This window comes from Halovulum marinum (assembly GCF_009697225.1).
GTDB classification, from domain to species: Bacteria; Pseudomonadota; Alphaproteobacteria; order Rhodobacterales; family Rhodobacteraceae; genus Halovulum; species Halovulum marinum.
Map to the genome: position 1 here is coordinate 238,338 of NZ_WIND01000003.1, position 23,065 is coordinate 261,402.

The window sequence follows — 23,065 nt, forward strand, 5'->3', positions numbered from 1 at the left end:
CGACTCCCGGTGGCCGTCGGCCTGCGGCAGGGCGACAGCGTCGGGGCGGTGAAGCCGAACTCATCGTGCAGCGCGTTCAGATTGTCGGCGGCGGCATCCGGCCTGGGCGCGCCCATCGCGCCTTGATCCTGGTGCCCTGGTGCAACGACAGCGTCCGGCGCAGCGCACCGGCCCTGGCGCAGGATGCTTCGCGTTCCATGACGCTCGGCACGCGCCCTTGCGGCGCCGGCGGCAAACGGGCCACGACCCCGATGTGGGATATCTTCAGAAGAACAGGAAGTCTGTTTCCGCCAGTCCCACGACACCGCGCAAAGTGATGCTGTTGTTGCCGTCGAACCGGATGATGCTGTTCCCGGCCTCTTCCTCGATGTCCAGGCCGTCGAAATCTAGCGGAGGTTCCGCCTGAAGCCCGACCCTGAATTCCGGGTCCGCTCGGGCGGCCTGCGTGAAACCGCGTAGCACGACAAGGTCCCGTCCCTGCTCGAAGTCGTGGACGACATCTTTACCGTCGCCGGGCCGGAAGACGAACCGATCGGCGCCACCCAGCTGGCAATGAGACGGTTGCGCGCTATCCCCCCATAGATCATCGTCGCCCCTGCCGCCGATCACCCGGTCGTCGCCGAACGCGGCGTCCTCGGCGCCTGCGGACTTGCCGAGGCCCGTCGCCGCCGCGGATGCCGGCACCGCCTCCGAGGCATTCTCGTCACCGGCGATCACGTCGCCGCCCGCGCGGCCACGCAGTATGTCGTCGCCGCCGGCTCCGACCAGCTGGTTGCCAACGCGGTCGCCGATGAGGCGATCGTCGCCGGCATTGCCCATGGCTGCCTCGACGCCGCTTAGCCGCACGATGCTGTCCCCTGACTGGACCGATCCGGTCGACAGGTTGACCACGTGCGCAACCGCCCTGGCGATCGCCACCGTGTCGATGCCGTCGCCGCCGTCGAACTCGCGCACCACCTGGCGGCCGCGCGCGACGACCGTCAGCGTGTCGTCCTGGGCGCTGCCCTCGACGCGCTCGGCGTCGAAGCGCAGCGGGGCGATGCCGTTGCCGACCGCCGTGCCCTGGCCGCGGACCAGGACGCCGCCCGACACGCCGCCGAAGTCGACGCCGTCGCTGCCGTCGCCGCCGTCGAACTCGCGCACCACCTGGCGACCGCGCGAAGCGACCACCAGCGTGTCGTCGTCGAGGCTGCCGACCACCATCTCGGCGTCGAATCTGAGCGGGGCGATGCCACTGCCGACCGCCGTGCCCTGGCCGCGGACGACGACGCCGCCCGGCGCTTCGCTGAAGTCCACGGAATCGACGCCGTCGCCGCCGTCGAAGCGCTGCACCACCTGCCGGCCGCGCGCGACGACGGTCAGCGTGTCGTCCTGGGCACTGCCCTCGATACGTTCGGCATCGAAGCCGAGCGGAGCGATACCGCTGCCGACGGCCGAGCCCTGGCCGCGCACCACGACGCCGCCCGACACGCCGCCGAAATCCACGGTGTCGAAGCCGTTCCCGCCGTCGAACTGCTGCACCACCTGGCGGCCGCGCGCGACGACCGTCAGCGTGTCGTCCTGGGCGCTGCCCTCCACGCGTTCGCCGTTGAACGTCAGCGGGGCGATGTCGCTTCCGGTCGCCAGACCCTGACCGCCGACGGCCACCGAACTGGCGATGCTGGAGAAGGTGACGGTGTCGATGCCGTCGCCGCCGTCGAACTGTTGCACCACTTGGCGGCCGCGCGAGGCAACCACCAGCGTGTCGTCGTCGAGGCTGCCGACCGCCTTCTCCGCGTCGAAGCTGAGCGGGGCGATGCCGCTGCCGACCGCCGAGCCCTGGCCGCGCACCACGACGCCACCCGCAACCTCGCTGAAGTCGACGCTGTCGTCGCCGCCGCCGCCGTCGAACTGCTGCACCACCTGGCGGCCGCGCGCGACGACCGTCAGCGTGTCGTCCTGGCCGCTGCCCGCCACGCGCTCGGCATCGAAGGCGAGCGGGGCTATGCCGCTGCCGACCGCCAGGCCGTGCCCGCGCACGACCACGCCGCCCGACACGCCGCCGAAGTCGACGCTGTCGCTGCCGGCGCCGCCGTCGAACTGCTGCACCACCTGGCGACCGCGCTCGACGACCGTCATCGTATCATTGCCGAAACCACCCAGCACACGCTCGGCGTCGAAGAACAGGCGGCGTATGCCCGGCCCGGTGGCCTCTCCGGCGCCATCCACCGCGACGTCCTCGAGGATCTGGCTGAAGTCGACGGAGTCGATACCGGGGCCGCCGTCGAAGACCTGGATCACCTGCAGGTCTCGCGGCCGGACGGTAAGGACATCGTTGCCGTCCGTCCCGTCCTGCCGCTCGAAGGCCCCCTCGACGGTGACCACTAGCGTGCCGAAGGCCCGAAGGCCGGACGGATCCGAGATCGTGTAGACCGCGCCGTCGTTGATGCGCTGGCCGGGGTCGAGATCCTCGAACTGGCCGTTCGGATCATAGGTGAAGCTGCCGTCCGCGTTCAGCGTCATCAAATGCGCATGGGCAACCCGGCAAGCCGCAGATGATGTGGGGGATGGCAAGCGGCGCGCGGACCGGCCTCGCTTTGCGCCCACGAGCGAGAGGGGTAGAATGACGGCAACCCGGCCGCCGGAGGTGCGTGATGGAATTCCTGTTCGACGGTGACATCCCCGGCCGGCGCACACTGCTGCTTGCCCACGGTGCGGGCGTGCCGATGAATGCCGATTTCATGCAGCGGATCGCCTCCGGAATCGCCGCGAAGGGGGTGCGCGTGGCGCGATTCGAGTTCGCCTACATGGCCGCGCGCCGCGCCGGTGGCGCCAGGCGCCCGCCGCCGAAGGCGGAGGCGCTGTGCGACGAATATCGCGCCGCGGTGGCCGCCCTGGATCGCGCCGGGCCCCTGGTCATCGGCGGCAAGTCGATGGGCGGCCGCGTGGCGAGCCTGGTGGCCGATCAGCTTCACCGAACCGGCCGGATCGCCGGCGTGCTCTGCCTTGGCTACCCGTTCCATCCGCCCGGCAAGCCCGAAAAACTCCGGATCGCGCATCTGGAAACGATCGGGACGCCGACACTGATCTGCCAGGGCACCAGGGACAAGTTCGGCACGCGCTCGGAATTCGCCACCTACGGCCTGTCCGGGCGGGTCGAGATCTTCTGGCTGGAGGACGGCGACCACGACCTGAAACCGCGCAAGCGCGTGACAGGCGAGGATCATGCCGCGAGCATCGCGCGTGCGGCGCAGCGGTCGGCCGACTGGATCGCCCGCCTTGTGGCGTGAGCGCGAAGCGCCGATACCGGTGTCGGACGCACCGCGACACCGAGCGCGTCCATTGCGGCCGAGACTTCGCGCTGACAGGCGCCTCAAATTGGCGATCCGGTCATCGCCGCGAAGATCCGGCAAAGCGAGGGGGGGCAGTTCAGGCCGGTCTTGGCCCGGCAATCGTCGGGCGCGTCGACAAGGTACTGGCGGCGGCACCCGACCTGATCGACGTTTCGGGGAATCTTGGGACAGAGACCGCGACCGTGACATTCGTCGGCGGCGCTATCGTGGTGCCGGATCTGCTGCGGGACGCCGAATGTCCCGGGTATCCGGCAACGCCCGCCGACGCCTCCGCCTGCCCGCGCGGCTGAAGGGCGCGGCGGACATGTTCAAGGCGGTCTGCATCGACAAGCGCGAGTCGAGATGCACCTGCGCCGGCGGCAGCAGCAACGTGCGGCTGGGCTTCGTGTCGCTGACCGGGAACGTGATGATGGTGCTGATGGGCCTGTGGATGCCGTTCAGGATGTACGCACTAGGCTGGTAGACGGCGCCGGACCATCGCCCGGCCCCGTCTTGTGACGCATCAGGCGTCGCTGTCGAGCAGCGGCAGGATATCCACCGCCTTGCCGGTCTCGGCGCTGCGCGTCGCGGCGACGCCGGTCAGGACAGACAGCGCGCCCGCCCGCGCGCCGGCACGCTGTCCGGCCGGATCCTCGGCCTGGGGCTCGAACAGCGACCGGTGCAGCAGCGGGTCGCCGCCGAAATGCCCGCCCGGCCCGTGGTCGACGGTGATCCGCTCGACCGAGCGGTCCGTGCCCAGCAGCAGGATCTCGTCCCGGCCCGAGGGGGCGTCGAACGCCTGCCGCTCGAACATCCGCACTTCCAGCCGCCCGTGGGTGCCGTTGAACGCCAGATGGTACCCCTCGACCGGCAGATAGGCATTAAGCGAGTACGACACCTGGACGTCGTTGGCATAGCGGATCGTCGCGCTCATCGTGTCGTAGATGTCGATGTCCTCGCGGTAGACGCAGGCGTCGCGGACATAGCCGTCCTCGGCCGCGGGCGCCTCGTACAGCGACTCGAGCCATTCGCTCTTGCCCATGTCGAAGTAGAACTCGCACTCGCCGGCGTGCGGGCAGGTCTTGCACCGCGCGCCCCGGAACGGGCCGTTGGCGCCGTACTTGCGCAGCGCGCCCTGCGCGAAAACCTGGACCGGGTCGGCGTCGATCCACCAGTTCAGCAGGTCGAAGTGATGCGTCGCCTTGTGCACGAACAGGCTGCCGGAATGGCGCTTGTAGGCATGCCAGCGGCGAAAGTAGTCGGCGCCGTGGACGGTATCGAGATACCAGTGGAAATCGCAGGAGGTGACGGTGCCGATCCGGCCGCCGGCAAGCAGCTCGCGGATCTTGCGCGAGGTCGGCGCGAACCGGTAGTTGAACGCCACGTTCACCTTGCGGCCGGTGCGCCGCTCGGCCTCGAGAATCCGCCGGCAGTCCGCGGCGGTGGTGGCCATCGGCTTTTCCGACACCACGTCGATCCCCGCCTCCAGCGCCTTGACGATGATGTCGGCGTGGGTGTCGTCGCGGGTGCAGACCAGCAGCGTGTGCGGCCGCGCCTCGGCGAGCATCCGGTCGAGGTCGGTGGAGACGGCAAGGTTTCCGCCCAGCCTGTCCCGCGCCACGGCCAGCCGCGCCGGGTTCGTGTCGCTCAGGCCAACCAGCTCGATCTCGTCGGCGCAGGTCGCCGGCGCGTCCCTGCCCCACGTCCCCACCCCGCGGTGTCCTGTGCCCACGATCGCCACGCGGCGCTTGTTGGTGCCCATATCGGAATATCCATTGCCGGAGAAGTAACTCTCCGGTTACTATGTACGCGGGGATCTGAGTGTCAAGGCGCCTGGCGGAGGGCCCCGCAGATGGGCGAGGGAACCGGCCGCATGGATCAGAAGAACGCCGCGAACGCCTCCGGAAAGGCCCGGACCCGCGACCCCGAGCGCACCGAACGCAACATTCTGATCGCGGCGCGCGAGGAATTTGTCGAATATGGTTATCAGGGCGCGCGAATCGATCGAATCGCCGAACGCGCCGGCTCCAACAAGCGGATGCTGTATCACTACGTCGGCAACAAGGACGCGCTGTATGCGCGCGTGCTGCTGGAGGCGTACAAGGATATCCGCAAGGGTGAGCGCCAGCTGCATCTCGGCAGGCTGCAGCCGAGGGACGCGATGGAACGGCTGGTCGGTTTTACCTTCGACCACTTCCAGGCGAACCCGTGGTTCATCCGCCTGCTGTCCACGGAAAACATGCTCCGCGCGCGCTATCTGGCCGAGGTTCCGGAAATAAAGGACCTGCACTCCCCGATCATCATGCAGATACGCGAAGTCCTGGAAGCGGGCGAGGCGGCCGGTGATTTCAGAACCGGCGTGGACCCGCTGCAGCTTTACATAACGATCGCGGGGGTGAGCTATTTCTATTTTTCCAACATGTACACGCTTTCGGTCGCCTTCAACGATGACATCAAGTCGGAACAGGGTCGTGCGGACCGCCGCGCGCATGCGATCGACGTGGTGATGAGCTTCCTCTGCTCAAAACCGCTTGCCAGCAAATAACCAACAAGTTACTTTTCCGATCAGCCGGTGCTCGAACCGACCAACAGCACACCCGCGACGCCCCGCGCGCGCGGCAAAGACTGCAAAACAGGGAGAGAAACATGACGATCAAGCTTAATCGGCGTGCGTTCGGCGGCCTTCTCGGCAGCACGATCGCGGCCTCGGCGCTGGCCGGGCACCGTGCGTTCGCGCAGTCCGGCGGCAACGTGCGGCTGATCTGGTGGGGCAACCCGGAGCGCGACAAGCGCACCAATGCCGTGGTCGATCAGTACATCGCCGCCACAGGCGCCAAGGTGACGCCCGAAACCTATGCCTGGGGCGACTATTGGCAGAAGCTGGCCACGCAGGCCGCCGGCGGAAACCTGCCCGACGTGATCCAGATGGATTACCGCTTCATCTTCGAGTACGCCCGCCGCGGCCAGCTTGCCGCGCTGGACGAATTCGTCGGCAACGAGCTGGAACTGGACGATTTCGACCCCAACCAGATGGAATCGGGCCGCGTCGACGGCAAGCTTTATGGCGTGTCGATGGGCGCCAACTCGATGACCCACGTCTACAACAAGACGATGCTGGACAAGATCGGCTTCGAGCTGCCCGACAGCACCAAGTGGACCGCCGACGACTACGTCGCCATCGGCCGCGAGTTGAAGGACCAGCTGCCCGAGGGGGTCTATTTCTCCGAGAACATGGGCATTCAGGAGCCGCGGCTTCAGACCTGGGTCCGCTCGCGCGGCAAGGATCTCTACAATGCCGACGGCCAGCTGGCCTTCGACGTCGAGGACATGGTCGACTACTTCGAGTACTGGAAGATGATGCAGGACGAGGGCCTGACCCCGCCCGCCGACCTGCAGGCCCAGGACTCGGGCAAGATGGAAGAGCGGATGCACGTCATCGGACGGTCGCTGTTCGGCTTCATCCACTCCAACCAGCTGGTCGCCAACCAGAACCTGATGGAAGACGAGATCGAGATCGTGATGATCCCGAACGCCGGCGATCAGCCGGGCCAGTACCTGAAGCCGTCGATGTTCCTGTCGATGTCCGAGAACGCGTCGGACAAGTCGGCCGCGGCGCAGCTGCTGAACTATTTCATCACCAACCCGGACGCGAACGACATCCTGCTGATCGAGCGCGGCGTGACCGGCGACGCCTCGATCCGCGAGCGGATCCTGCCGGGCCTGACCGAGACCGAGCAGAAGATCATCAAGTACCTCGACCTCGTGTCCACCTGGGTCGGCCCCCTGCCCCCGCCGCCGCCGCAGAACGCCGGCGAGATCGACCGCGCGCTGCGGCCGGCGTGGGAGTCGGTCGCCTTCGGGCAGGTCGACGCCAAGACCGGCGCGACCGAGTTCTACGAGAACGCCAAGCGGATCCTCGAGCGAAGCTGAGGCAACAGTGGTCAGCGCGAACGAAACCATCGGTGGGCGGCGCATGCCGTCCACCGCCTCTGGCAGACTGTCCAGGTTCTGGCAGAAGAACGGCGCGGGATACATGTTCCTGCTGCCGTGGCTCATCGGCTTTCTGGGGCTGACGCTGGGGCCGACCCTGGCGTCGTTCTACCTGTCGTTCACGGACTACGACCTGCTCACCTCGCCACGCTGGTCCGGTCTGAAGAACTACGAGTACGCGTTCCTCTATGATCGCCGGCTTGGCAATGCGATCGAGGTCACCTTCACCTATGTGCTGTGGTCGGTGCCGCTGAAGCTGGCGGTCGCGCTGGGTCTGGCGATGGTGCTGGACCGGTCGGTGCGCGGCGTGTCCTTCTACCGCGCGACCTTCTACCTGCCGTCGCTGCTGGGCGCCTCGGTCGCCATCGCGGTGCTGTGGCGGCAGCTGTTCGGCGCCGACGGGCTGGTCAACCAGCTGCTGTTCATGGTGACCGGCATTCAGGGGCCGGCGTGGGTCACGCACCCCGATTACGCGCTGTCGACGCTGATCGTGCTGGCGATCTGGCAGTTCGGCTCGCCGATGATCATCTTTCTCGCCGGTCTGCGGCAGGTGCCGCAGGACCTGTACGAGGCCGCGTCGATGGACGGCGCCAGCGGCTGGCGGCAGTTCCGCAAGATCACCCTGCCGCTGCTGGCGCCGGTGATCTTCTTCAACCTGGTGCTGCAGACGATCGAGGCGTTCAAGGCCTTCACCCAGGCCTACATCGTCTCGGGCGGGACCGGCGGCCCGGTCGACTCGACCCTGTTCTATTCGCTGTACCTGTATGAAGAGGCGTTCGCCAACTTCCGCATGGGCTATGCCTCGGCGCTGGCCTGGCTGCTGCTGGTGATCATCGCGATCTTCACCGCGATCGCCTTCGGCACCTCGAAGTACTGGGTCTATTACGAGGACGAGTCGCGATGAGCAGACGCGCCCGACACACCCGCACCCAGGTGCTGCGCCACATCCTGCTGAGCTGTGCCGCCGTGCTGATGCTGTACCCGCTGCTGTGGATGATCATGTCCTCGTTCAAGCCGGACGAGCTGATCTTCTCGGAGCCGGCGGCGCTGCCGACCTCGCTCGACCTGTCGAGCTATTTCGAGGGCTGGACCGCGCTGCGCACCTCGTTCACCACGTTCTACATGAACTCGTTCATCATCGCCGCGCTGGCGGTGATCGGCAACCTGATGGCGTGCTCGCTGACCGCCTACGCATTCGCGCGGCTGGAGTTCAAGGGCCGCAAGATCTGGTTCGCGCTGATGCTGGGCACGCTGATGCTGCCCTATCACGTGACCCTGGTGCCGCAGTACGTGCTGTTCCTGAAATTCGGCTGGGTGAACACCTTCCTGCCGCTGATCGTGCCGAAGTTCCTGGCCGTCGACGCCTTCTTCATCTTCCTGATGGTGCAGTTCTTCCGCGGTATCCCGCGCGAGATCGACGAGGCGGCGATCATGGACGGCTGCGGGCCGTGGCGGATCTACTGGAAGATCATGCTGCCGCTCTCGACCCCGGTGATGGCGACGGCGGCGATCTTCTCGTTCATCTGGACCTACGACGACTTCCTGGGCCCGCTGATCTACCTGAACGACATCGACAGCTACACCGTGCCGCTGGCGCTGCGCGCCTTCGTCGACAGCTCGGGCGGAGAGTCGCTGTATGGCGAGCTGTTCGCGATGTCGACGCTGTCGCTGGTGCCGGTGTTCATCGTGTTCCTGGCCTTCCAGCGGCTGATCATCCGCGGCGTCGCCCTGGGCGCCCTGAAGAGATAATCCATGACAACCGAACCCTTCGACTTCGCCGTCATCGGCATCAACCACGGCCACATCTACGGCCAGGTGGATGCAATGCTCGATGCCGGCTGCCGCCTGACCAGGTTCCTCGCCCCCGAGGACGATCTGGCGGCCGACTTCGCCGCGCGCTACCCGCAGGCGGAACGCGTCGGCGACGAGCGCCGCATCCTCGAGGACGACGCCATCCTGCTGGTCGTCGGCGCCGGCATTCCCGCCGACCGCGCGCCCATGGCCGTCCGCGCCATGCGCGCCGGCAAGGACGTGATGCTGGACAAGCCCGGCTGCGTGTCCCGCGCGCAGTTCCGCGACCTGACCGCGGCGCAGGCCGAGACCGGGCGCATCTGCTCGATCCTCTATTCCGAGCATTACCGGCAGAAATCCACGGTGCGGGCGATGGATCTGGTCCGCCAGGGCGCGATCGGCCGCGTGTTCCACACGGTCGGCCTGGGGCCGCACCGCATCGGGCTGTCGCCGCGGCCCGACTGGTTCTGGGACCCGGCCCGCAACGGCTCGGTCCTGACCGACATCGCCGCGCACCAGTTCGAGCAGTTTCTCGCCTTCACCGGCGCGACCGAGGCGCGCATCCTGAACAGCGTCGAAGAGAATTTCGACAACCCCGGGCACCCGGAGTTCCGCGACTACGGCCACGCGGTCGTCGCCTCGGACCACGCCACGGGATATGTGCGCGTCGACTGGTTCACGCCGCAGGGCGCCCCGACCTGGGGCGACGGGCGGATGTTCCTGATGGGCACCGACGGCACCATCGAGCTGCGCAAGTACATGGACATCGAAGGCCGCCCGGGCGGCGATCACCTGTTCCTGACCGACGGCAGCGGCACCCGCTACATCGACTGCGCCGACACCGAACTGCCCTACGGCGCGCGGCTGCGCGACGACGTGCGCAACCGCACCGAAACCGCCATGCGCCAGGCGCACGGCTTCCTGGCGATGGATCTCGCGCTGCAGGCGCACGAGCAGGCAATCAGGCTGGGCGGTCAGCGCCCGGCGGGAGAAGCGGCATGAGCAAGCTGAAGGTTGGCGTCGTCGGATCGGGCATCGGCGCGTCGCACATCGAGGGATTCCAGGCGCTGCCGGAGTGCTACGAGGTCGCCGCGATCTGCGACATCGAGCCCGAGCGTCGCGGCAAGGTCGCGGCGCGCTACGGCATCGCCGCCCAGGTCGACCGGCTGGAGGCGCTGTTCGACCTGGATCTGGACATCATCGACATCTGCACCCCGTCGGGGATGCATTTCGCGCAGGCCACGCAGGTGCTCGAGGCCGGGTTCGACGTGGTGATCGAAAAGCCGGTCGCGCGCTCGCTGGCCGAGGTCGACGCACTGATCGAGGTCGAGGCCAGAAGCGGCAGGCGCGCCTGCCCGGTCTTCCAGTACCGCTTCGGCCACGGCATACAGAAGCTGCACCACCTGATCGCCAAGGGCGTGGCGGGCCGTCCGTCGGTCGCCACCGCCGAAACCCACTGGTACCGCGGGCCGGCCTACTACCAGGCCGGGCCCTGGCGCGGCACCTGGGAGGGCGAGACTGGCGGCTGTTTCACCACGCACGCGATCCACATCCACGATCTGATCTGCGAGGTGCTGGGCCCGCCGGTGTCGGTTCACGCGCGCGCGTCGAACCGCCTGAACGGCAACGAGACCGAAGACATGGGCCTGCTGAGCCTGGAGTTCGAGAGCGGCGCGCTGGCGTCCTCGTCGGTGACGCTGGGCTCGCGGCACGAAATGTCGCGGCTGCGGTTCTGCTTCGACGGGCTGGTCGCGGAAAGCGGCCTGTCGCCCTACAACCCCGGGCACGAGCCGTGGACCTTCCCGAACGACGACGCCGCACGCGCCGCCGCGGTCGAGGAGGCGCTGGGCGATTTCGCCCCCCTGCCCGAGCGGTTCCCGGGCCAGTTCCTGCGCATGCACACCGCGATGACCGAAGGCACCGCGCTGCCGGTGACGCTGCAGGATGCCCGCCGCTCGATCGAGCTTCTGACCGCGGCCTACTGGTCGGCCCGCACCGGCGAAGCGGTGCGCCTGCCCCTTGGCCCCGAACATCCCTTCTATGCCGGCTGGCTGGAAACCATGAAGGAAGACACCGCACATGGCTGAACTCGTCCTCAACAAGGTGGTCAAGGAATTCGGCAACCTGCGGGTGATCCACGGCATCGACCTGCAGATCAGGGACGGCGAGTTCGTCGTCTTCGTCGGCCCATCCGGCTGCGGCAAGTCCACGCTGCTGCGGATGATCGCCGGGCTGGAGGAAATCTCGGACGGCGACGTGATGATCGACGGCGACGTCGTCAACGACCTGTCGGCGGCCAAGCGCGAACTGGCGATGGTGTTCCAGTCCTACGCGCTGTACCCGCACATGAGCGTGCGCAAGAACCTGGCCTTCGGGCTGGAGACGATGGGCGCGCCCAAGGCCGAGATCGCTCAGAAGATCCAGCAGGCCGCCGACATCCTGCAGATCAACGAGTTGCTGGAGCGCAAGCCGGGCCAGCTGTCCGGCGGCCAGCGCCAGCGCGTCGCCATCGGCCGCGCGATCGTGCGCGAGCCGCGGATCTTCCTGTTCGACGAGCCGCTGTCCAACCTGGACGCCGAGTTGCGGATGCAGATGCGGGTCGAGATCAACCGCCTGCACCAGCGGCTGCGCTCGACGATGATCTTCGTGACCCACGACCAGGTCGAGGCGATGACCCTGGCCGACAAGATCGTGGTGCTGCGCGCCGGGCGGATCGAGCAGGTGGGCACGCCGCTGGAGCTGTACAACAAGCCGGCGAACATCTTCGTCGCCGGCTTCCTGGGCTCGCCGCGGATGAACTTCCTGAAGGGCCGGGTGACCGGCGTCGACGGCCACCACGCGGATATCGAGCTTGCGGGCGGCCAGCGCCTGACCACCGATTTCCCCGCGCCGCCGACGACGGGCGAGGAGGTCACCCTGGGCATCCGCCCCGAGGATCTGACCCCCGTTGGCGAAGGCGAGGGCGTGCTGACGGGCGAGGTCCAGATCGCCGAGCAACTCGGCGGCGAGACCTATGTCTATGTCGCCCTGCCCGATGGCGGCACCGTCACGGTCGAGATCAAGGGACAGGCGAAGATTGCGGCCGGCGACCGGCTGAACCTGGCGTTCGAGGGCGGCAAGTTCCACATCTTCGGCACCGACGAGAAGGTGATCCGCCACGCCTGAGGCGGCGGATCACGACGCCGGAAGGCATCGCCGGCGGCAACCGCTTTACCGGTCTGTACTGCCTTGCGCAGGACGGCACCGCCGCGGCGCGGTCAGACGATGCCGCCGCCCGCCCCCGAGACCGCCGGCCGCGTTTCGGCCACCGCGGCGCGGTAGCCGGACGCGCGGTACGCAGCCACCGGATCGACGGCGGCGCCGCGCTCGGTGCGGGCCATCGCCAGGATCGGGTCGACATCGGTGCGGAACGCCTGCTTCAGCGTCGCCGTCGCCATCAGCGCGTCATTGTCCTGCTGATAGCCGGCCAGCGCCTGCCGGTCGACCAGCAGGGCCTGGGCATAGGCACGCTGCACCTCGATCGCCGACAGCATCAGGCTTTCGATCGGATCGGTGACGTTGTGGCTCTGATCCAGCATGTGCGCGGGGGCGAAGTCGGCGCGGCCCTCGGCGATCACCAGTTCGTTGAACACCAGGAACAGGCGGTACGGGTCGATCGCGCCGGTGTCCAGGTCGTCGTCGCCGTACTTGCTGTCGTTGAAATGGAACCCGCCCAGCTTGCCGGCGTGGATCAGCCGCGCGACGATCATCTCGATGTTCGCGTTCGGCGCGTGATGGCCCAGGTCCACCAGGCAGTATGCGCGTTCGCCCAGATGCTGGGCGATCATCAGGTTGCTGCCCCAGTCCTGCACCACCGTCGAATAGAACGCGGGCTCGTACATCTTGTGCTCGGTGAACAGCCGCCAGTCCGAGGGCAGCCCGTCGTAGATCGCGCCCATCGCGTCGAGATAGCGCTCGAACTGCGCCGACAGGTCGGTCTGGCCGGGAAAGTTCGAGCCGTCGCCGACCCAGACGGTCAGCGCTCGCGAGCCGATCGCCCGGCCGATCTCGATGCATTCGAGGTTGTGCTCGACCGCCTGCCGGCGCACCGCCGCGTCGGTGTGCGACAGCGATCCGTGCCTGTAGCTGAGCGCCTGCCCGGCGTGGTCCTGGAAGGTGTTCGAGTTCATCGCATCGAACCGCAGCCCGACCGCCGCTGCCTTGTCGCGCAGGCGCGCCGGATCCGCCTTGTCCCAGGGGATATGCAGCGACACCGACGGCGTCGCCCCGGTCAGCTGGTGGATCACGCCGCAGTCGTCCAACTTGTCGAACACGTCGCGCGGCTCGCCCGGCCCGGGAAAGCGGGCGAAACGCGTGCCGCCGGTGCCCACGCCCCAGGACGGGATCGCGACGCCGTAGCCGGCGACCTTCGCCTTCACCGCCTCGATGTCGACGCCGCGCCGGTCCAGCTGCTGGCCAAGCGCGTCGTAGTCGCGGCGCAGGTCCTCGGCGCGCCGCCGGTTTTCGGTCGCGATCAGGTCGGTGTCGATCATGATGTCCTCCCAGGGCCTGCGCCCGGTGTTTCGGCTCAGCGGGTGAACGCGTCCTTGTTGCCGGCGTCGACGTTGATGATGTTGCCGGTCGATTTCGCCGACAGGTCGGAGGCCAGGAAATAGATCGCCTCGGCGATGTCCTCGGGAAACACCGACCGCTTCAGCATCGAGCGGTTGCGGTACATCTCCTCCAGCCCCTCCTTGTCGGTGCCATAGGTCGAGGCGCGCTGATCGAGCCACTCGCCGGACCAGATGCGCGAGCCGCGCAGCACCGCGTCGGGGTTCACCACGTTCACCCGGATGCCCTTCTCGGCGCCCTCCAGCGCAAGGCAGCGCGCCAGGTGCAGCTCGCTCGCCTTGGCGGTGCAGTAGGCGGCGGCATTGGGGCTGGCCGCCAGCGCGTTCTTCGATCCGACGAACACCACCGCGCCGCCCATGCCCTGCCGCTGCAGCAGCCTGAACGCCTCGCGCGAGGCGATGAAATAGCCGGTCGAGAGGATGTCCATGTTCCGGTTCCACATCGCCAGCGTGGTCTCTTCGACCGGCGCGGACGAGGCGATGCCGGCGTTCGACACCAGGATGTCGATGCCGCCGAACGCGACCGCGGCACGGTCGAAGGCGGCGGCGACGGCGTCCTCGTCGGTCACGTCCATCGTCACCGTGCGCACGACGTCGGCGGAATGGCCGGCGGCGAGGCCCTTGCCGACCTCGGCGACCGCGTCGCCGTCGATATCCGCCAGCACCACGCAGGCGCCCTCGCGCAGCAGCCGCTCGGCGGTGGCGGCGCCGATGCCGCCCGCGCCGCCGGTCACCAGCGCGACCCGCCCGGCCAGCGACTTCGGCTTCGGCATGCGCTGCAGCTTTGCCTCCTCCAGCAGCCAGTACTCGATGTCGAAGGCTTCCTGCTCGGGCAGGCCGCGGTATTCGCTGACCGCATCGGCACCGCGCATCACGTTGATCGCGTTGACGTAGAACTCGCCCGAGATCCGCGCCGTCGCCTTGTCCCTGGCGAAAGTGATCATGCCCACGCCCGGCACCAGGTACACCACTGCGTTCGGATCGCGCATCGGCGGGCTGACGGCGCGCCTGCAGCGCCCGTAGTAGGCCGCGTAGTCGTCGCGATACGCCTCGACCGACGCCTTCAGCCCGCCCAGCACCGCGTCGACGTCGGGGGCGGCGGGATCGAAATCCACCACCAGCGGCCGGATCTTGGTCCGCAGGAAATGGTCGGGGCACGAGGTTCCCAGCGCCGCCAGCCGCGCCATGTCGCGGGCGTTGACGAATTCCAGCACTTCCGGCGCATCGGTGAAGTGCCCGACCATGTGCTGCCCGCCCGAAACGAAGCCGCGGATCGCCGGCATCAGCCGTGCCGCGACCGCGGCGCGCGCGCGCGGCTCCAGGCTGGTGCGGACCGGGCCGCCGAAGGCCTCCGTGCCGTGGGTCTTCTGCCCGAACCAGGCCATCGCGCGGTTGATGACGTCCAGCGTCAGGGCATAGCAGTCCCCGGCGTCGTCGGCCCAGGTGAACAATCCGTGCGATTCCAGCACGACGCCCTTCGCTTCGGGGTTGTCGCGGCAGAATTGCTCCAGCCACAGGCCCAGCTCGTAGCCCGGCCGCTTCCACGGCAGCCACCCGATCTCGTCGCCGAAGATCTCGGCGGTCAGGGCGCGGGAGTCGCGGGACGCGGCGATGGCGATGATCGCGTCGGGGTGCATGTGATCGACGTGCCGGTGCGGGACATAGGCATGCAGCGGCGTGTCGATCGACGCCGCGCGCGGGTTCAGGTTGAAGGTGCAGTGCGGCAGATAGCCGACCATCTCGTCCTCGTGCTCGGGCCCGCGATAGACCCCCTTGAGCGCGCGCAGCTTGTCCATGTAGAGCGTCGCGAACCCGTCCATGCGGATCGAGCCGACGTCCCCGCCAGAGCCCTTGACCCACAGCACCTCGACCTGCGCGCCGGTCAGCGGATCGGTCTCCATCACCTTGGCCGAGGTGTTGCCGCCGCCGTAGTTGGTGATGCGCTTGTCGGACCCGAGAAGATTCGACCGGCAGAGCAGCTTTTCGGGCTCGCTCATGCCGGCGGCCCGCCTGGAATCCCAAAGGTTTTCAAGGCCGTCCTCGGCGCGCGTCAGCATCGTGATCCTCCAGCTGTCCGGTTCGGCAAAGCCGCATTCCCGCCGTGGAGGCTGATCCAACCGCGTTCCCAAGTCAACCACAAACGATCATCATCAGTCATATTGCGGCGCATCATGATTGAATTTGAATTTTTCTGATTGACTTGAACCGGGAATCGGCCAAGCTACGGGACGGGGAGGACACAGATGCACGAGACCGAGCGCCACAAGGTGATCCTGTCCGCGGTGCAGGACCGGCCGATCGCCACGGTCTCGGAACTGGTGTCGCTGACCGGCACCTCCGAGGCGACGATCCGGCGCGACATCGCCACGCTGCACCAGCAGAAGCGCCTGCGCCGCGTCCGCGGCGGCGCCGAGGCGGTATCGCCGCCGCCGCTGCCGGGGCTGGCCGGGCGGCCGTTCTCGTACAACCAGACCATCAACATCGACCAGAAGCAGGCGATCGCCCGCGAGGCGGTGGCGCTGTGCGACGACGGCGAGCCGATCATCATCAACGGCGGCACGACCACGTTCCAGATGGTACATCCGCTGGCCAGCCGGCAGCTGCAGATCCTGACCAACAGCTTCCCGATCGCCGAGCATCTTCTGAAGAACTCGAAGAACACCGTGATGGTGCCGGGCGGCGCCATCTACCGCGAGCAGAACATCATCCTCAGCCCGTTCGAGAACGACATGACGCGCCACTACCACGCGCGGCGCATGTTCCTCGGCGCCCACGGGCTGTCGGCGCTGGGGCTGATGGAGGCCGACCCGCTGCTGATCCAGGCCGAGGAGAAGCTGATCGGACAGGCCGACGAGCTTGTGCTGCTGGTGGACAGCTCGAAATTCGACAACCGCTCCAGCCTGATCCTGTGCCCGCTGGAGCGCATCGACGTGGTGATCACCGACGACGCCGTCCCCGACCGGGCCGCGGCGATGATCGAGGCGGCCGAAGTGCGGCTGATCGTGGCCGAGGCGAGCCGGGCAAGAAAGACGGGATAGGCCGGGCAGACGGCAAGGACACCGGAACGGCCCCGGGACGGCAGGCCGGAAATCGCAAGGGAGGAAGACCATGATGAGACGACGGAACTTCACCGGCCTGGCGGCCGGCCTCGGGCTGGCGGCAAGCCTGCTGGGCACCTCGGCGCTGGCCCAGGACGATCCGGTGCGCATCGCGCTGGTGGTCAAGGCGCTCGGCATCGGCTTCTTCGAGGCGGCCGCGGAAGGCGCCGAGCAGGCCGCCGAGGAACTGGGCAATGTCGAGGTGATCTACACCGGCCCCACCGACACCACCGCCGAGGGCCAGATCGAGGTGATCAACTCGCTGATCGCGCAGCAGGTCGACGCCATCGCCGTGTCGGCGAACGACACCGACGCGCTGGTGCCGGCACTGAAGCGCGCCATGCAGCGCGGCATCACCGTGATCAGCTGGGATTCCGGCGTCGCGCCCGAGGGCCGCGAGTTGCACCTCAACCCGTCGAGCAATCCGCTGATCGGCAACATGATCATCAAGCTGGCCGCCGATCACCTGCCCGATGGCGGCCAGGTCGCGGTGCTGTCGGCCACCACCACCGCGACGAACCAGAACACCTGGATCGCCGAGATGGAAAAGGTGATGGACAACTATCCCGGCATCGAGGTGGTCTCGACGGTCTACGGCGACGACCTTGCCGACAAGTCCTACCGCGAGGCGCAGGGCCTGATGCAGAGCCACCCGGATCTGGACGCGATCATCGCCCCGACCTCGGTCGGGATCGTCGCCGCCGCGCGCGCGGTCGAGGACGCCGGAAAGATCGGCCAGGTCAACGTCACCGGCCTGGGCCTGCCGTCGGAAATGGCGGGCGCGATCGAAAGCGGCGCCTCGAAATCGTTCGCGATCTGGAACCCGATCGACCTGGGCTACTCGGCGACCTATCTGGCGTACATGCTGGCCACCGACCAGGCCGAGGCCGGGCCGGGCGCCGAGGTCCCGATGGGCCGGATGGGCACGCTGACCCTGGACGAGAACAGCGAGGGCGCGATGGCCGACCCGTTCGTCTACGACGCCTCGAACATCGCGGATTTCAAGGACATCTTCTGATCGACCACCCCGGCGCGGACACCAGTTCGCGCCGGGGCGTCCGACGAACCAGAACGCTCAGAGGCCGAAGATGCAGATCAGCGTCCGGGCCCCCGCTGCCGGGGCCGCCACCGCCGTGCCGATTCTCAGCCTCGACGGGATCACCAAGACGTTCCCCGGGGTGAAGGCGCTGTCCGACGTCGCGCTTGCCCTGTACCCGGGCGAGGTCACCGCGCTGGTCGGCGAGAACGGCGCCGGCAAGTCGACGATCGTGAAGATCCTGACCGGGATCTACCAGCCCGATGCCGGCGCGATCACGCTGGCGGGGAAACCGGTGCAGTTCCCGACCGCGCAGCACGCCACCGACGCCGGGATCACCGCGATCCATCAGGAAACCGTGCTGTTCGACGATCTGTCCGTGGCCGAGAACATCTTCATCGGCCATGCGCCGCGGACCCGCTGGGGGCTGATCGACTGGCCGGCGCTGCGCGCCCGGGCGACCGAGATCCTCGGGCGCATCGACGCCGATCTGGATCCCCGGATGCCGCTGCGCGAGCTGGGCATCGCCAGCAAGCACCTGGTGGCTATCGCCCGCGCGCTGTCGGTCGATGCGCGGGTGGTGATCATGGACGAGCCGACCGCCGCGCTGTCGCACAAGGAGATCGAAGAGCTGTACCAGCTGGTCGAGCGCCTGAAGGCCGAGGGCCGCGCGATCCTGTTCATCAGCCACAAGTTCGACGAGATCTTCCGCATCGCCGACCGCTACACCGTGTTCCGCGACGGCCAGCACGTCGGCTCGGGCCGGATGTCCGAGATCGACGAGGGCGAGCTGGTGCGGCTGATGGTCGGCCGTTCGGTCGACCAGATCTTCCCCGCCCGCGCGCACCAGATCGGCGCGGAATGCCTGAAGGTCGTCGGCTATGCCCATCCGACCGAGTTCGACGACATCAGCTTCAGCCTGCGCAAGGGCGAGATCCTCGGCTTCTACGGCCTGGTCGGCGCCGGGCGCTCCGAGGTGATGCAGGCGCTGTTCGGCGTCACCCGCCCGTCGAAGGGCGTGGTCCGGATCGACGGCCAGATCCGCGCGATCCGCTCGCCCGCCGAGGCGATCCGCGCCGGCATCGTCTACGTCCCCGAGGACCGCGGCAAGCAGGGGGCGGTGATCGGCTTGCCGATCTTCCAGAACATCACCCTGCCGTCGCTGTCGCAGACCTCGCGCCGCGGCTTTCTGCGGCTGGCCGAGGAATTCCGCCTGGCCCGCGAATACACCGAGCGGCTGGACCTGCGCGCCGCCGCGCTGGACCAGGACGTGGGGCAGCTGTCGGGCGGCAACCAGCAGAAGGTGGTGATCGCCAAGTGGCTGGCGACGCGGCCGCGGGTGATCATCCTCGACGAGCCGACCAAGGGCGTCGACATCGGCTCGAAGGCCGCGGTGCACGCCTTCATGGCCGAGCTGGCCGCGCAGGGGCTGTCGGTGATCATGGTCAGCTCCGAGATCCCCGAGATCCTCGGCATGTCGGACCGGGTGATCGTCATGCGCGAGGGGCTGATCGCCGCGGAACTCGAGGGCGCGGCGCTGACGCCGGAGTCGCTGGTCCGCCACGCCGCCGGGATCGGAGGGACCGCATGACCCAGTATCTGAAGTCGCGCGAGGCGATCCTGCTGGGCGCCATCCTGGCGCTGCTGGCGATGATCGCGACGCGCTTTCCCGCCTTCGTGAGCCCGGGCAACCTGCTCAACGTGTTCAACGACACCGCGCCGCTGATCATCCTGGCGCTGGGCCAGACCGTGGTGATCCTGACCCGCTGCATCGATCTGTCGGTGGCGGCGAACCTGGCGCTGACCGGGATGGTCGTGGCGATGCTCAACGCGGCCGCTCCGGGTGTGCCGATCGCGGTGATCCTGGTCCTGGCAGTGTCGCTGGGTGCGATCCTGGGGGCGATCAACGGCGTTCTGGTCTGGAAGCTGTCGATCCCGCCGATCGTGGTGACGCTGGGCACGATGACGGTGTTCCGCGGCCTGATCTTCGTGATCTCGGGCGGCGAATGGGTCAACGCGCACGAGATGAGCGCCGCGTTCACCGGCTTTCCCCGCTCGGTGGTGCTGGGCCTGCCGATGCTCAGCTGGATCGCGCTGGGCATCGCCGCGCTGTTCCTGCTGCTGGTATTCCGCACGCCGCTGGGCCGGGCGTTCTACGCCGTCGGCGGCAACCCGCACGCCGCGGTCTACACCGGCATCGTCGTCGGGCGGACGCAGTTCTGGGCGTTCGTGCTGTCCGGCGCGCTGGCGGGGCTGACCGGCTATCTTTGGGTGGCACGCTACGCGGTGGCCTATGTCGACATCGCCGCCGGCTTCGAGCTGGAGGTCGTCGCCGCCTGCGTGATCGGCGGCATCTCGATCGCCGGCGGCGCCGGTACGCTGGTCGGCACCATCCTTGGCGCGCTGTTCCTGGGCATCGTCAAGAACGCGCTGCCGGTGGTCGACATCTCGCCGTTCTGGCAGCTTGCCATCTCGGGCAGCGCGATCATCGTCGCGGTGACCTTCAACGTCCGGCAGAACCGCCGCCGCGGACGGATCATCCTGAAACGCGCCGAGGGCCACGCATGACCGACACCTCCGCCCGCCACATCCCGGACCGGCTGCACTCGGCCGCCGCGCGCCTGCTGAAAAGCTGGGAGGTGCTGCTGCTGGCCGTGGCGGTGGCGATCTTCGTGGCCAACAGCTTCGCTTCGCCGTATTTCCTGAACGCCTGGAACCTCAGCGACGCCACGTTCAACTTCACCGAGAAGGCGATGATCGCCTTCGCGATGGCGCTGCTGATCATCTCGGGCGAGATCGACCTGTCGGTCGCCTCGATCATCGCACTGGCCTCGACCGCGATGGGCGCGGCCGCGCAGCTGGGGCTTGGCGCGCCGGCGCTGGTGCTGATCGGGCTGGCGACCGGTCTGGCGTGCGGCGCGTTCAACGGCGCGCTGGTGACCGGGCTTGGCCTGCCGTCGATCGTGGTGACCATCGGCACGATGAGCCTGTTCCGCGGCATCTCGTACATCGTGCTGGGCGACCAGGCCTACCGCGGCTATCCGCCGGAGTTCGCCTTCTTCGGGCAGGGCTACGTCGCCTGGGTGATCTCGTTCGAGTTCGTGCTGTTCGCCGTGCTGGCGCTGGTCTACGGCGTGGTGCTGCACAGGACGAACTTCGGCCGCGCGATCTTCGCCATCGGCAACAACCCCACCGGCGCGCTGTTCTCGGGGATCCAGGTGCGGCGGGTGAAGTTCATCCTGTTCCTGCTGACCGGGGCGATGTCGGGCATCGCCGCGATCTGCCTGACCTCGCGGCTGGGCTCGACCCGGCCGTCGATCGCCTTCGGCTGGGAGCTGGAGGTCGTGACCATGGTGGTGCTGGGCGGCGTCAGCATCCTGGGCGGCTCCGGCTCGATCCCGGGGGTGGTGATCGCCGCCTTCGTGATGGGGCTGGTGACCTTCGGTCTGGGCCTGCTGAACGTGCCGGGGATCGTGATGTCGATCTTCATCGGCCTGCTGCTGATCGGCGTGATCGCGCTGCCGCGCCTGTGGGCGATGAGGACGCGATGACGGAGAAATACGCCTTCAGGATGCGGCTGCTGCCGGGCTGCCGCGACGAGTATCGCCGCCGCCACGACGCGATCTGGCCGGAACTGGTCGACCTGCTGCGCGACGCCGGCATATCGGACTATTCCATCCACCTCGACGAGGAGACGGACACCCTGTTCGCGGTCCTGTGGCGCACCGCGGATCACCGCATGGATGCACTGCCGCAGCACGCCGTGATGCAGCGCTGGTGGGCGCACATGGCCGACATCATGCAGACCGGCGCCGACAACGAGCCCGTGGCGGTGCCGCTGACCACCGTGTTCCACATGCGATGAGCCACGTCGCCGTCATCGACATCGGCAAGACCAACGCCAAGGTCGCGCTGGTCGACACCGGCACCCTGGCGCAGGTGGCGGTGCGCACCGCCGCCAACCGGGTGCGGCCCGGGCCGCCCTACCCGCATTTCGACCTGGACGCGCTCTGGAGCTTCGTGCTGGACGCGCTGGCCCGGCTGCACGCCGCGCACGGGATCGACGCGATCAGCGTCACCACGCACGGCGCATCGGCGGTTCTGCTGGACGCCGAGGGCGGCATTGCTGCGCCGATGCTGGACTACGAGCACGACGGCCCGGACCGGCTGGCCAAAGGCTATGACGCGATCCGCCCGCCGTTCGCGCGCACCGGCTCGCCCCGGCTTCCGGGCGGGCTGAACCTGGGCGCGCAGCTGCACTGGCTGCTGCAGACCGTTCCCGGGATCGACGAACGGCTGCACCGGGTGGTCACCTACCCGCAATACTGGAGCGGCCGGCTGACCGGCGACTTCCGCTGCGAGCTGACCTCGCTCGGCTGTCACACCGACCTGTGGGAGCCCGGCGCAAACCGCTACAGCGCACTCGTCGCCGCGCTGGGGCTGGCCGACCGGATGGCGCCGATCGCCCGCGCCGATGCGCAGCTGGGTCCGCTGCTGCCGCAGGTCGCGGCCCGCACCGGGCTGCCGGCAGACACGCCGGTCGCCTGCGGCATCCACGACAGCAACGCATCGCTGTATCCGCACCTGCTGGCGCGGACGCCGCCGTTCTCGATCGTGTCGACGGGAACCTGGGTGGTGTGCATGGCCGTCGGCGGCCGCCGGGTGACGCTGGACCCGGCCCGCGACACGCTGATCAACGTCGCCGCCACCGGCGAACCGGTGCCTTCGGCGCGGTTCATGGGCGGGCGCGAATTCGAGCGGATCCTGAACCGGCGCGAGGTCGTGCCCGGCGCGCGGGACATCGATGCGGTGATCGGCGCCGAGGTGATGCTGCTGCCGGGCGTCGAGCACGGCTCCGGTCCCTTCCCGCACCGCGCCGCCGAATGGCGCAACGCGCCGGCCGGTCTGCCCGAGGGGCAGCGTGCGGCGGCGGCATCGTTCTATCTGGCGCTGATGACGGCGACCTGTCTCGATCTGGTCGGCGGCAGCGGCGAGATCGTCGTCGAAGGGCCGTTCGGGCGCAACGCATCCTACCTGGACATGCTGGCGACGGCGACCGGGCGCAACGTGTTCAGCGCCGGCGAGTCCACCGGCACCAGCGCCGGCGCCGCCCTGCTGTCCTGCGGCAGCAGCACGCACGCCGCCCCGGCCCCGTCGCGGCCGGTCAAGCCGAACGCCGCATGGCGGCGCTATGCGGCGCAGTGGCGGGCCCGGACGGCCTGACTGCGG

General features: G+C 68.4%; 19 protein-coding genes and 1 pseudogene. 16 read left to right on the top strand and 4 right to left on the bottom strand.

Annotated elements, in window-relative coordinates; genetic code table 11:
• Positions 1 to 264: 264 nt before the first annotated feature.
• A complete protein-coding gene (locus tag GE300_RS06750; RefSeq protein ID WP_154445791.1) occupies positions 265 to 2,502 on the bottom strand; it encodes a calcium-binding protein in 2,238 nt (745 codons plus the stop codon).
• A 131-nt stretch (positions 2,503 to 2,633) separates the two neighbouring features.
• On the opposite strand from GE300_RS06750, the gene GE300_RS06755 reads away from it, so the two are divergent.
• Positions 2,634 to 3,269: an alpha/beta family hydrolase gene (locus tag GE300_RS06755; RefSeq protein WP_154445792.1), complete on the top strand. Its 636-nt coding sequence runs from the start codon at positions 2,634 to 2,636 to the stop codon at positions 3,267 to 3,269.
• A 355-nt stretch (positions 3,270 to 3,624) separates the two neighbouring features.
• Positions 3,625 to 3,795, top strand: a pseudogene (locus tag GE300_RS06760) (glutaredoxin); the annotation flags it as partial.
• A gap of 39 nt (positions 3,796 to 3,834) precedes the next feature.
• Here GE300_RS06760 and GE300_RS06765 read toward each other — a convergent pair.
• Complete coding sequence (locus GE300_RS06765) at positions 3,835 to 5,073, bottom strand: Gfo/Idh/MocA family protein (RefSeq protein WP_154445793.1); 1,239 nt, start codon at positions 5,071 to 5,073, stop codon at positions 3,835 to 3,837.
• Between the two features lie 111 nt (positions 5,074 to 5,184).
• Between GE300_RS06765 and GE300_RS06770 the strand changes: the two genes are divergently transcribed.
• The 7 genes from GE300_RS06770 (at position 5,185) to GE300_RS06800 (ending at position 12,257) form a co-directional block, all read left to right on the top strand.
• The gene (locus GE300_RS06770) at positions 5,185 to 5,856 is read left to right on the top strand and encodes a TetR/AcrR family transcriptional regulator (protein ID WP_233416828.1); all 672 of its coding nucleotides are present in this window, start codon (positions 5,185 to 5,187) and stop codon (positions 5,854 to 5,856) included.
• 101 nt (positions 5,857 to 5,957) lie between these two features.
• Positions 5,958 to 7,241, top strand: a complete 1,284-nt coding sequence (locus GE300_RS06775; RefSeq protein ID WP_154445795.1) for an ABC transporter substrate-binding protein — start codon at positions 5,958 to 5,960, stop codon at positions 7,239 to 7,241.
• Between the two features lie 103 nt (positions 7,242 to 7,344).
• A complete protein-coding gene (locus tag GE300_RS06780; protein ID WP_233416829.1) occupies positions 7,345 to 8,205 on the top strand; it encodes a carbohydrate ABC transporter permease in 861 nt (286 codons plus the stop codon).
• On the top strand, positions 8,202 to 9,050 hold the full coding sequence (locus tag GE300_RS06785; RefSeq protein ID WP_154445797.1) for a carbohydrate ABC transporter permease: 849 nt from the start codon (positions 8,202 to 8,204) through the stop codon (positions 9,048 to 9,050). Before GE300_RS06780 ends, GE300_RS06785 begins: the two co-directional genes overlap by 4 nt.
• Before the next feature lie 3 nt (positions 9,051 to 9,053).
• On the top strand, positions 9,054 to 10,094 hold the full coding sequence (locus GE300_RS06790; RefSeq protein WP_154445798.1) for a Gfo/Idh/MocA family protein: 1,041 nt from the start codon (positions 9,054 to 9,056) through the stop codon (positions 10,092 to 10,094).
• A complete protein-coding gene (locus tag GE300_RS06795; protein ID WP_154445799.1) occupies positions 10,091 to 11,179 on the top strand; it encodes a Gfo/Idh/MocA family protein in 1,089 nt (362 codons plus the stop codon). The genes GE300_RS06790 and GE300_RS06795 overlap by 4 nt, the downstream gene beginning before the upstream one ends.
• Positions 11,172 to 12,257: an ABC transporter ATP-binding protein gene (locus GE300_RS06800; RefSeq protein ID WP_154445800.1), complete on the top strand. Its 1,086-nt coding sequence runs from the start codon at positions 11,172 to 11,174 to the stop codon at positions 12,255 to 12,257. Before GE300_RS06795 ends, GE300_RS06800 begins: the two co-directional genes overlap by 8 nt.
• A gap of 92 nt (positions 12,258 to 12,349) precedes the next feature.
• Here the strand turns inward: GE300_RS06800 and rhaI are convergent, their stop codons facing one another.
• Both rhaI and GE300_RS06810 read right to left on the bottom strand, forming a co-directional pair.
• On the bottom strand, positions 12,350 to 13,624 hold the full coding sequence (gene rhaI / locus GE300_RS06805) for an L-rhamnose catabolism isomerase (RefSeq protein ID WP_154445801.1): 1,275 nt from the start codon (positions 13,622 to 13,624) through the stop codon (positions 12,350 to 12,352).
• A 35-nt stretch (positions 13,625 to 13,659) separates the two neighbouring features.
• Positions 13,660 to 15,759 carry a bifunctional rhamnulose-1-phosphate aldolase/short-chain dehydrogenase gene (locus GE300_RS06810; protein ID WP_154445802.1) on the bottom strand — a complete coding sequence of 700 codons (2,100 nt, stop codon included), beginning with the start codon at positions 15,757 to 15,759 and terminating at the stop codon, positions 13,660 to 13,662.
• Between the two features lie 186 nt (positions 15,760 to 15,945).
• Here GE300_RS06810 and GE300_RS06815 point away from each other — a divergent pair, with 186 nt between their 5' ends.
• The 7 genes from GE300_RS06815 to GE300_RS06845 all read left to right on the top strand — a co-directional run bounded on the left by GE300_RS06815 (position 15,946) and on the right by GE300_RS06845 (position 23,059).
• Entirely contained in the window at positions 15,946 to 16,740 is a 795-nt protein-coding gene (locus GE300_RS06815) for a DeoR/GlpR family DNA-binding transcription regulator (RefSeq protein WP_154445803.1), read from the top strand.
• Between the two features lie 73 nt (positions 16,741 to 16,813).
• Positions 16,814 to 17,818 carry a rhamnose ABC transporter substrate-binding protein gene (gene rhaS, locus GE300_RS06820; protein ID WP_154445887.1) on the top strand — a complete coding sequence of 335 codons (1,005 nt, stop codon included), beginning with the start codon at positions 16,814 to 16,816 and terminating at the stop codon, positions 17,816 to 17,818.
• A 70-nt stretch (positions 17,819 to 17,888) separates the two neighbouring features.
• Positions 17,889 to 19,427, top strand: a complete 1,539-nt coding sequence (locus GE300_RS06825) for a sugar ABC transporter ATP-binding protein (RefSeq protein ID WP_154445804.1) — start codon at positions 17,889 to 17,891, stop codon at positions 19,425 to 19,427.
• A complete protein-coding gene (locus GE300_RS06830) occupies positions 19,424 to 20,404 on the top strand; it encodes an ABC transporter permease (RefSeq protein WP_154445805.1) in 981 nt (326 codons plus the stop codon). The genes GE300_RS06825 and GE300_RS06830 overlap by 4 nt, the downstream gene beginning before the upstream one ends.
• The gene (locus GE300_RS06835; protein WP_154445806.1) at positions 20,401 to 21,387 is read left to right on the top strand and encodes an ABC transporter permease; all 987 of its coding nucleotides are present in this window, start codon (positions 20,401 to 20,403) and stop codon (positions 21,385 to 21,387) included. The genes GE300_RS06830 and GE300_RS06835 overlap by 4 nt, the downstream gene beginning before the upstream one ends.
• Complete coding sequence (gene rhaM, locus GE300_RS06840) at positions 21,384 to 21,701, top strand: L-rhamnose mutarotase (protein ID WP_154445807.1); 318 nt, start codon at positions 21,384 to 21,386, stop codon at positions 21,699 to 21,701. The genes GE300_RS06835 and rhaM overlap by 4 nt, the downstream gene beginning before the upstream one ends.
• On the top strand, positions 21,698 to 23,059 hold the full coding sequence (locus GE300_RS06845) for an FGGY-family carbohydrate kinase (RefSeq protein ID WP_154445808.1): 1,362 nt from the start codon (positions 21,698 to 21,700) through the stop codon (positions 23,057 to 23,059). The genes rhaM and GE300_RS06845 overlap by 4 nt, the downstream gene beginning before the upstream one ends.
• Positions 23,060 to 23,065: the final 6 nt, after the last annotated feature.

Coding starts and splice junctions, on each gene's coding strand:
- GE300_RS06770 (WP_233416828.1), top strand. CDS start 5,185: ATGGATCAGAAGAACGCCGCGAACGCCTCCGGAAAGGCCCGGACCCGC.
- GE300_RS06765 (WP_154445793.1), bottom strand. CDS start 5,073: ATGGGCACCAACAAGCGCCGCGTGGCGATCGTGGGCACAGGACACCGC.
- GE300_RS06810 (WP_154445802.1), bottom strand. CDS start 15,759: ATGCTGACGCGCGCCGAGGACGGCCTTGAAAACCTTTGGGATTCCAGG.
- GE300_RS06755 (WP_154445792.1), top strand. CDS start 2,634: ATGGAATTCCTGTTCGACGGTGACATCCCCGGCCGGCGCACACTGCTG.
- GE300_RS06790 (WP_154445798.1), top strand. CDS start 9,054: ATGACAACCGAACCCTTCGACTTCGCCGTCATCGGCATCAACCACGGC.
- rhaI (WP_154445801.1), bottom strand. CDS start 13,624: ATGATCGACACCGACCTGATCGCGACCGAAAACCGGCGGCGCGCCGAG.
- GE300_RS06835 (WP_154445806.1), top strand. CDS start 20,401: ATGACCGACACCTCCGCCCGCCACATCCCGGACCGGCTGCACTCGGCC.
- GE300_RS06750 (WP_154445791.1), bottom strand. CDS start 2,502: ATGACGCTGAACGCGGACGGCAGCTTCACCTATGATCCGAACGGCCAG.
- GE300_RS06795 (WP_154445799.1), top strand. CDS start 10,091: ATGAGCAAGCTGAAGGTTGGCGTCGTCGGATCGGGCATCGGCGCGTCG.
- GE300_RS06775 (WP_154445795.1), top strand. CDS start 5,958: ATGACGATCAAGCTTAATCGGCGTGCGTTCGGCGGCCTTCTCGGCAGC.
- GE300_RS06800 (WP_154445800.1), top strand. CDS start 11,172: ATGGCTGAACTCGTCCTCAACAAGGTGGTCAAGGAATTCGGCAACCTG.
- GE300_RS06785 (WP_154445797.1), top strand. CDS start 8,202: ATGAGCAGACGCGCCCGACACACCCGCACCCAGGTGCTGCGCCACATC.
- GE300_RS06815 (WP_154445803.1), top strand. CDS start 15,946: ATGCACGAGACCGAGCGCCACAAGGTGATCCTGTCCGCGGTGCAGGAC.
- rhaM (WP_154445807.1), top strand. CDS start 21,384: ATGACGGAGAAATACGCCTTCAGGATGCGGCTGCTGCCGGGCTGCCGC.
- GE300_RS06845 (WP_154445808.1), top strand. CDS start 21,698: ATGAGCCACGTCGCCGTCATCGACATCGGCAAGACCAACGCCAAGGTC.
- rhaS (WP_154445887.1), top strand. CDS start 16,814: ATGAGACGACGGAACTTCACCGGCCTGGCGGCCGGCCTCGGGCTGGCG.
- GE300_RS06825 (WP_154445804.1), top strand. CDS start 17,889: ATGCAGATCAGCGTCCGGGCCCCCGCTGCCGGGGCCGCCACCGCCGTG.
- GE300_RS06830 (WP_154445805.1), top strand. CDS start 19,424: ATGACCCAGTATCTGAAGTCGCGCGAGGCGATCCTGCTGGGCGCCATC.
- GE300_RS06780 (WP_233416829.1), top strand. CDS start 7,345: ATGTTCCTGCTGCCGTGGCTCATCGGCTTTCTGGGGCTGACGCTGGGG.